Source organism: Cupriavidus sp. 8B (assembly GCF_054589115.1).
The window spans coordinates 1-7048 of the sequence record NZ_BAAILO010000074.1 but is presented as its reverse complement, the minus strand read 5'-3'; the positions used below and the strand labels follow the sequence as shown (position 1 = coordinate 7048).

Genomic DNA, 7048 nt, shown 5'->3' with positions numbered 1-7048 from the left:
GTCTGCGGCGATGGACCTTGCCCTGGCGCTCATCGAGCACGACCACGGCGCGGCGCTGGCACGTAACGTGGCCCGACGCCTGGTCGTCTATTACCGCCGCCCCGGTGGGCAATCCCAGTTTTCGGCATTACTGGAACTCGAGCCGCGCAGCGATCGCGTCAAACGCGCGCTGATCTACGCGAAGGAGAATCTGCGCAATGCGCTGACGGTGGAGGAGCTGGCGGATGCCGCGCGCCTGTCGCCGCGCCAGTTCAGCCGGGTGTTCCGTGAGGAGACCGGCCAGTCCCCGGCTAAGGCCGTCGAGATGCTCCGGCTGGAAGCGGCCAGAACCATGCTCGAGTCAGGTCGTCACCAGATGGAAACCGTGGCGCAGGACACAGGGTTTGCGGACCGCGATCGTATGCGCCGGGCCTTTGTGCGCGCCTACGGCGTGTCGCCAAGCAGCATCCGGCGAAATGACGCACTGATCGAGCAGGAAGCAATGGAATGAACTGACGGCCAGCGACCGAAGCGGCCGGGTTGCGAGCGCGTCAGATTAGCGACGCTAGGATGCGCATCTCCGCATTCACTGGCTTGCGACATGACATGACATGCCACGCGCAATGGATGCCGTAGTTTGAATTCCGATGCCATACGAGTTCGATGTCGTAGATGTAGCCGTCAGATAGGTTGACTGTCTCCGCGTCGCGGAACGCCTCGGCGGCGTCAGATATGTTGATTGCCGGCTACGCCGAATGAACTAGGTTCTGGACCTTACAGATCCATCGTCATCGAGGATGACAAAGCACTTTGAGGGAACATTATCAATGTGCGAGGGGCGGCATACAGGGTGCACAGTAACCGAACGATTGCTGTTAACGGTAGATTGCGGGGCAGAGAGGACGTGATGCCTCTCTGCCTCTGAACGATCAGATGACGAAGGGCATCTGCCGCTGGCGCTTGCCCGTCAGCCGGAACAGTGCATTGGCGACCGCCGGTGCGATCGGTGGCACGCCAGGCTCGCCCAGTCCCGACGGTGCGTCTTCGGACGGCACGAAGAACACGTCGATGTGCGGTGCATCGGGCATCCGCGGTGGCGGATAGTCCGGGAAATTGCTGTTCCGCACCACCCCGTTCTCCATCTCGATGGCGAAGCCGGGCCGAATCATCGACAAGCCGAAGATGCATGCGCCCTGGACCTGGGCTTCCGCAGTCAGTGGATTGACGACGCGATTGCAGTGGACGCCGGCCGTGACGTTGTGCACGTGCGCCTCACCCTTGGCGACGGACACCTCGACGACATACGCTACCACTGTCCCGAACGATTCATGCACGGCCACGCCCCACGCATGCCCCTTCGGCAGCTTGCGCTTGCCGTAGCCGGCCTTGTCCGTGGCCAGCTGCAAGGCGGCGCGGTGACGGGCGTGCTTGGCGGTGTCGAGTCGTGCCATGCGCCAGGCCACGGGATCCTGCTTCGCGGCCGTGGCGATCTCGTCGATCAGCGTCTCCTTGACAAAGCTTGTATGGGTGTTACCCACCGAGCGCCACCAGAGCACCGCGACATCGACCTTCGGGTGATGGGCCGTCACCTGCATCGGCAGAGCGTATTCGTTCTCGACGATGCCTTCGGTCATAGTCGAATCCACGCCGTTCTTCACGAGAACCGGCTCGAATGGAGTGCCCATGACGATCGACTGACCGACGATCGCATGCTGCCAGCCTACGACCTGACCCTTTGCGTCGAAGCCGATGCGCGCGCGGTGCACGTGCAGCGGGCGATAGTAGCCCCCCTTGATATCGTCTTCGCGACTCCACATGACCTTGAGCGGTTCGGCATGACCTCTGGCGATCCACTCGCGAAGCACGCCTGCCGATTCGACCAGATAGTCCGACGTCGGCACGGCACGCCGGCCAAAGCCGCCGCCGGCCATCATCGTGTTGAGCGTCACCTTCTCGACGGGTAGCGACAGCGTCTGGGCGATCGCCGCCTGATCGACGGTCTGGAACTGCGAGCCGACCCAGACCTTGACGCTGGTCGCCTTATTGCCGCTGATTTCCGCCTGCATGGTGCAGTTGAGCGGCTCCATTGGCGCATGCGCGAGGTACGGCAGCCGATACTCGGCGTCGATCACGCGTGCTGCGCCTGAGAGGGCCACCTGCATATCGCCGCTCTCTAGCGGGCGCGCCACCTTGCCGGGCTGCGTCGCAAGCTTGCTGTACTCCTCGTAGAGCGCCTGCGTGCTGACTGTCGAGCCCGCATCTTCCCACTCGATCTGCAGCGCGTCGCGTCCCTGCTTTGCTGCCCAGTATCCGGTGGCCACTACCGCCACGCCGGAGCCGCCGCGATCCGCGGGCACCTGCATGACGTCGACGACGCCCTTGATCGCTCGCGTCTTGTCTGCATTGAACGACTTCACCTTGCCGCCGAAGCGCGGCGGGTGCGCGACCACGGCCACGACCATCTCCTTGAGTCGGGTATCGATGCCGAACACCGGGTCGCCGCGTAGCTTCGATGCGGCGTCCAGTCTCGGCATGGGCTTGCCGATGAGGCGGAACTGGGACGGGTCCTTCAACACCACGGTAGCCGGCACCTTCAGACTCATGGCCGCGTCGGCGAGCTCGCCATATGTGGCACGATACGTGCCCGAGGTGACCACACCCTGCGCGGCGGAGCAGCTGGCGGGATCCACATTCCACTGCTTGGCCGCCGCCGTCACGAGCATCGCGCGGGCGCGCGCGCCGAGTTCGCGATACTGGGTAAACGAATGCATCAGCGCGGTGGAACCGCCAGTCATCTGAATGCCGAAGCCCGGGTCGCGATACTCGTCCCCCGCCGGTGCCAGCATCGATCGCACGTTCTTCCAGTCTACGTCGAGCTCGTCGGCCAGTACCATTGGCAGCGCGGTATGCACGCCCTGGCCGAACTCGAGCCGATTGACGGCGATCGTCACCGTATTGTCAGGGGCGATAATCACGAATGCTTGCGGTGGCGACGGCGCCTTTTGCTTCCCGCCTTCTTCCGCCGCTTGGGCGAGGTCGACACCGCCGACCAAGCCGAGCGCGAGTCCACCCCCGGCCATGCCAGTCAGCTTGAGAAAGCTGCGGCGCGAGAGTGGCGCGACGCTCTCCTTGGACTCGATCATGCCACCACCGCCCGCAAGCGCTTCCAATCCACGAATACGCATGATGGTGCTCCTCAGGCGATTGCGCGCGCGGCATCCTTGATGGCCGCGCGAATACGTTGATAGGTGCCACAGCGGCAAATGTTGCCCGCCATCGCCTGATCGATATCGGCATCGCTTGGCCGCGGCTTAGTGCGCAGCAGGCTCACGGCGCTCATCACCTGACCGTTTTGGCAGTAACCGCATTGCGCCACATCGCGCCGGATCCAGGCATCCAGTACCGCGCGGCCGATCTTGTCGTCGCTTATGCTCTCGATCGTGTTGACGTTTACTCCAGCCACAGCCGAGAGGGGCATGACGCAGCTTCGCGTCGCGGTGCCGTTGATATGGACCGTACACGCGCCGCATGCGGCCATGCCGCAACCAAACTTTGTGCCGGTCATACCGAGGTTGTCGCGCAGGGCCCAGAGCAGCGGGGTGGACGGATCGGCGTCGACGTCGAGCGTCTTGCCATTGATGTTCAGCGTGGTCATCGGAGACTCCTCTACTTCTGCGAGAGAACCCACTGCGCCAGCGCGGTGAGATCGGCATCGGATACCTGCGGCTGCGGCGGCATCGGTACAGCGCCCCATTTGCCGCCACCACCGGCCTTGATGCTGACGGCGAGTTGCTCCGTGGCCTTGCTGCCGCCCTTGTATTTGGCCGCAATTTCCTTCCACGACGGACCCACCAGGCGGGCATTGGCCTGATGGCAGCCCGCGCACGCGTACTTTTGGGCGAGGGCTTCACTGGCGCGGGCCGGCTGATGAGCGAAGAGGGTGGCCATGGCAAGCACGGCCAGTGGGGCGATTGCTATTTTCATGTGGAGACGGGGGTCAAGGTTTCAGTCTTGCTGTCCGGCACGCGCTGCGTAGCGCGGCGCGGCGACGCGGGAGGACAGATTGGACGCCATGGCTTCGCGCGCGGCTTCCCAAGCCTGCCACTGCGAGTCGTCCTGCAACGACGGAATCGAGGCAAACACGCCGGCGTCGAGGTCGCTCAGTGCGGCATCCACCAGCGTTTCGGGTGTCATGACCCAGCTTTCCGGGAGGTTCGACGTAGGGAGACCCGCGACTTCCCAGAAGTCCGTGCCCGTAGCACCCGGCAGTACGACCTGAACGGTCACGCCGCTTTCGCTCAACTCTTTCTTCAGCGAACGGCTGAATGCCAGTACGAATGCCTTTGCGCCGCCGTAGACGCCATTGAGGATCTCGGGGGCGATCGCGACGATCGATGCGATGTTGATGATCGTCCCGGCGCCGCGCGCGGCAAATGCGGGCGCGGCCGCATAGGACAGTCGCATGACGGCGGTGACGTTGACGCTGATCATGCGTTCCATGTCGTCCACCGGCGATTGCGCGAGGGTACCAGCGCCGCCGAAACCAGCGTTGTTGACCAGCATGGTGATGCGATCGTTGCCAGCGAGCGTGGCCTCGACACGTCGCAGGCCGGCAGCGTCGGTGAGATCCGCCACTAGGACGTCCACCTGGACACCATGCGTGCTCGAAAGCCTGGCCGCATGCGCGCGCAACCGTTCTTCATTGCGTGCAACGAGTATGAGGTCATAGCCGCGTGCCGCGAGGCGATCGGCGTAGACGGCGCCGATGCCGGAGGACGATCCGGTGACGAGAGCGGTTCCGAGTTGTGATGGCATGTGTATCCTTTTGGGTAAGAGCGAGCTGCTTAATGCGCGCGGTGTGGCATGCAGATACGCGCAAGCATAGGGATAGTGACGCGCCATGGACTGACATATACACCGCATTTTCGGACAACATTGCCGTACACACGTGTTCCCACATTCAGCGCTGCTTGGGCGCGAACCGAAGGCATGACAGAAAACGCCGTGTTTATGTCCTGCATCGGGGCGCATTCGGCAATACGCTTGGCAGGTAACTCATCGAGAACGATCCACAATACAACTACCCACCATGACACGTTCTTTCGACATCGATACCCCGTATGGCCGAATCTGTGCGCGCGAAGCCGGCCCCGAGGGAGGCATCCCGCTACTGCTGCTGCAGCGGTTCCGCGGCACGATGGACGATTGGGACCCGGCGTTTATCAAGGAACTGTCGGCGGACCGGCGCATCATCTGGTTCGACAGTACGGGTATCGGGCGGTCGGGCGGCATCGTGCCGGACACGATTGCAGGCATGGCGGCGGTAGCATGCGCGGTCATCGCAGCACTGGGTCACAAGCAGGTGGACGTGTTGGGTTGGTCGCTAGGCGGGGTGGTGGCGCAGCAACTGGCGCTCGAGGCCCCGCATCTGGTGCGACGCCTGATCGTCGCTGGATCCAGTCCCGGTGGAATCACCGGTGGGCCGCAACCTCATCCGAGAGTTCCGCAGGTCATGGCGCGTCCCGTCAATGACATCGAAGATTTTCTGTTTCTGTTCTTCCCGCAAAGCGAATGCGCAGTCGACGCGGGCCGCGCCTCGCTGAATAGAATCGCCGGGCAACTGGACCGCGGCCCCGCCGTCACGGCCGAGGCATTCATGGGCCAAATCAAGGCCATTTCGTCGTGGCAGGGCGTGCTGCACCGGGCCAGCGAACTACGTCTGCCGATGCTCGTTGCCAACGGCGCGTGTGATGTCATGCTACCGGCCTATCGCTCTTTCGTATTGTCACAGCAGGCACCCGATGCAAAGCTAATCCTTTATCCCGATGCTGGCCACGCGTTTCTGTTCCAGGAGGTTGAAGATTTCGTGATGCAGGTAGACCGCTTCCTAGCATAAATGATGGCCGTCGCGAACCCTTCGTCCCTGTTTTTGCCTCGGTTCTAGGGCAGCGTTTGTTGAGCACCTGAAGTCGCAGCCCGATTCCACGATCATCAACGACAGTTCGGTTCTGGCCTTTGTGTCACTGGCGAGCACGGCGCTGTACTCGGCCACTAAGGCAGCAATCCACTCGTATGCGCTATCGCAGCGCTTCATGCTGCGTGGCACCAGTGAGCGGGTGCTGGAGATTGCACCTCCGTGGGTAGATACCGACCTGATTTACAGGAGCGGCGATTCACGCGCCATGCCGCTGCCTGCATTTATCGCTGAAACGGTGCGGAAGCTCGAGACCGCCACCACCGAGGTGGTGGTGGATATCGCAATGCCGCTGCGCAACAACCCTGGTTCCCAGGAACACACGCTGGTCGACCAATTCAACCAGTCCCTGGCCGAGAACCCCATCCCCGTAGCATAACCTTACTAAAGGAATCCAAATGACTCGTATGTCCACGATCGATGTCACGTCCGCCACCGGCTTAACTGCCGAACTGTTCGCTAACATCAAACGCGGCCTCGGGAAGGTTCCGAACGCGTACGCGAGCATTGGTTCGCAATCTCCCGTCGTGCTCCAGTCGTTGCTGGCGACAAACGCAGCCTTGAAATCGGGGTAATCGTGCTTTTGGTGCAAAATCTGGCGGTTTGCACGGAATTATCATTTAGAATCAATCGCTTGAGAGGTAGCCGTTTTCGCGCGGCCACGCCCTTTTGATGCAGAATCTGGCGCTTTCACCCTCCCCTATATGGATGGCTCGTCCGCAGCCGTTAAATTCAAATAAAGAAGCGTAGGAATCACTTCGCCCACCGCCCCGGTATTGATTTCCATCCCATTCTCCTGGAAGGCCGCCTTTACGAGCCGGACGCACGCTGCCAAGGTGCCGCTTCGAGCAGCATCTCTTGGTACCGGTGGACCGGAAAGCTTAGCGTTCCCCGGAAATTCACATGGGCAAAATGTGCTGGCCCCATACGGCGTAGCCAGTCGTCGTCAACCTGTTGCCCCTTGTGCCGCCAACGCTCGACCGTGTCCTGCATGCGCTGCGTGTTCCACGCGATCACCAGGTTCGTCAACAGCGTCAGAGAGCCAGAGATCGCGATCATCTCGTCGCGCCGCCGTCCGCGCTCCGGCGCGACCTT

Annotated in this window: 7 protein-coding genes and 1 pseudogene; 3 read left to right on the top strand and 5 right to left on the bottom strand. The window is 62.3% G+C overall.

The window, feature by feature from the left end; translation table 11 throughout:
- Positions 1–490, top strand: a 490-nt coding sequence (locus ACYP5B_RS07160) for a GlxA family transcriptional regulator (protein ID WP_459569113.1), incomplete at its 5' end; no start/stop codon positions are given.
- A gap of 418 nt (positions 491–908) precedes the next feature.
- On the opposite strand, the gene ACYP5B_RS07155 is transcribed toward ACYP5B_RS07160, so the two are convergent.
- Genes ACYP5B_RS07155 through ACYP5B_RS07140 form a run of 4 tightly spaced genes read right to left on the bottom strand, consistent with a single transcriptional unit; the run spans position 909 to position 4794 of the window.
- Entirely contained in the window at positions 909–3164 is a 2256-nt protein-coding gene (locus ACYP5B_RS07155; protein ID WP_459569112.1) for a xanthine dehydrogenase family protein molybdopterin-binding subunit, read from the bottom strand.
- An 11-nt stretch (positions 3165–3175) separates the two neighbouring features.
- The gene (locus tag ACYP5B_RS07150) at positions 3176–3634 is read right to left on the bottom strand and encodes a (2Fe-2S)-binding protein (RefSeq protein WP_459569111.1); all 459 of its coding nucleotides are present in this window, start codon (positions 3632–3634) and stop codon (positions 3176–3178) included.
- Between the two features lie 11 nt (positions 3635–3645).
- Positions 3646–3963 (bottom strand): c-type cytochrome, encoded by a 318-nt coding sequence (locus ACYP5B_RS07145; RefSeq protein WP_459569110.1) that lies wholly within the window; start codon positions 3961–3963, stop codon positions 3646–3648.
- 21 nt (positions 3964–3984) lie between these two features.
- Complete coding sequence (locus ACYP5B_RS07140; protein ID WP_459569114.1) at positions 3985–4794, bottom strand: SDR family NAD(P)-dependent oxidoreductase; 810 nt, start codon at positions 4792–4794, stop codon at positions 3985–3987.
- Between the two features lie 274 nt (positions 4795–5068).
- Between ACYP5B_RS07140 and ACYP5B_RS07135 the strand changes: the two genes are divergently transcribed.
- Both ACYP5B_RS07135 and ACYP5B_RS07130 read left to right on the top strand, forming a co-directional pair.
- A complete protein-coding gene (locus ACYP5B_RS07135; RefSeq protein WP_459569109.1) occupies positions 5069–5875 on the top strand; it encodes an alpha/beta fold hydrolase in 807 nt (268 codons plus the stop codon).
- Between the two features lie 49 nt (positions 5876–5924).
- Positions 5925–6332: pseudogene (locus ACYP5B_RS07130) on the top strand (SDR family NAD(P)-dependent oxidoreductase); the annotation flags it as partial.
- 431 nt (positions 6333–6763) lie between these two features.
- Here ACYP5B_RS07130 and ACYP5B_RS07125 read toward each other — a convergent pair.
- A partial coding sequence (locus ACYP5B_RS07125) for a Tn3 family transposase (RefSeq protein ID WP_459569108.1) occupies positions 6764–7048 on the bottom strand: 285 nt, incomplete at its 5' end.

Bases quoted from the DNA above. Each gene is read 5' to 3' on its own strand.
- ACYP5B_RS07145 (WP_459569110.1), bottom strand. From the start codon at position 3,963: ATGAAAATAGCAATCGCCCCACTGGCCGTGCTTGCCATGGCCACCCTC.
- ACYP5B_RS07135 (WP_459569109.1), top strand. From the start codon at position 5,069: ATGACACGTTCTTTCGACATCGATACCCCGTATGGCCGAATCTGTGCG.
- ACYP5B_RS07155 (WP_459569112.1), bottom strand. From the start codon at position 3,164: ATGCGTATTCGTGGATTGGAAGCGCTTGCGGGCGGTGGTGGCATGATC.
- ACYP5B_RS07150 (WP_459569111.1), bottom strand. From the start codon at position 3,634: ATGACCACGCTGAACATCAATGGCAAGACGCTCGACGTCGACGCCGAT.
- ACYP5B_RS07140 (WP_459569114.1), bottom strand. From the start codon at position 4,794: ATGCCATCACAACTCGGAACCGCTCTCGTCACCGGATCGTCCTCCGGC.